The 646-nt window shown below is 57.1% G+C and carries 1 protein-coding gene; it reads left to right on the top strand.

All coding sequences use genetic code 11. The annotated features are described in order from the left end of the window. A partial coding sequence (locus G3O06_RS48665; RefSeq protein ID WP_205820505.1) for an integrase core domain-containing protein occupies nucleotides 1-309 on the top strand: 309 nt, incomplete at its 5' end. Nucleotides 310-646 lie beyond the last annotated feature (337 nt).

Genomic DNA, 646 nt, shown 5'->3' with positions numbered 1-646 from the left:
TTCGCTGGTAAGGTGCTGGATGCATGGGCCTACGAAGCCGGTGTCACGCTGTCGTTCATTCGGCCTGGCAAGCCGGTGGAAAATGCCTATATCGAGAGCTTCAACGGGCGGTTCCGAGATGAATGCCCGAACGAGCACTGGTTCGTTTCAATGTGCCACGCCAGGCGGCTGATTGAGGAATGGCGTATCGAGTACAACACCGAGCGGCCTCATAGTTCGCTCGCTTATCTGACACCCGTGCAGTTCGCCCGGGCGCACGATGCAAAGCAGCAGCTTTTAACCTCGGACTCTAACTGCAGTCCGGACTAAAACCGGGGGCAGGTCAGCCGGACTGCCACCACGAGGCCGAACCACCATAGGCCGGCGGTGGGCTCAGCATCGCGAGGCGGACGCGTTAGCAGAAGTAACGGACACAATTTGCATTGCCGCGGACACCGTTAGCGCGAACTTCAAAGAACCTGTCCGCATTTTTGTGGGCGAGGCGGTTGAACAACAGGTTATCCGCGCGCCTGCGTAAACCGCTCGCCGAACAGGATAGCAAACTGGTTCATCGCTGATTATATGAACGCCTCCCGTTTGCGAAGGTTTTTCGTGTGTGCTGACTACGACAGGATGGGTTGCAGCTTTATATCCGGGCTTGTTGCAG

Origin of the sequence: Burkholderia sp. Ac-20345, assembly GCF_017104825.1 — a bacterium.
GTDB lineage: Bacteria > Pseudomonadota > Gammaproteobacteria > Burkholderiales > Burkholderiaceae > Burkholderia > Burkholderia lata_B.
The sequence above is the reverse complement of the archived record's forward strand: the minus strand, read 5'-3'. Positions and strand labels throughout refer to the sequence as shown.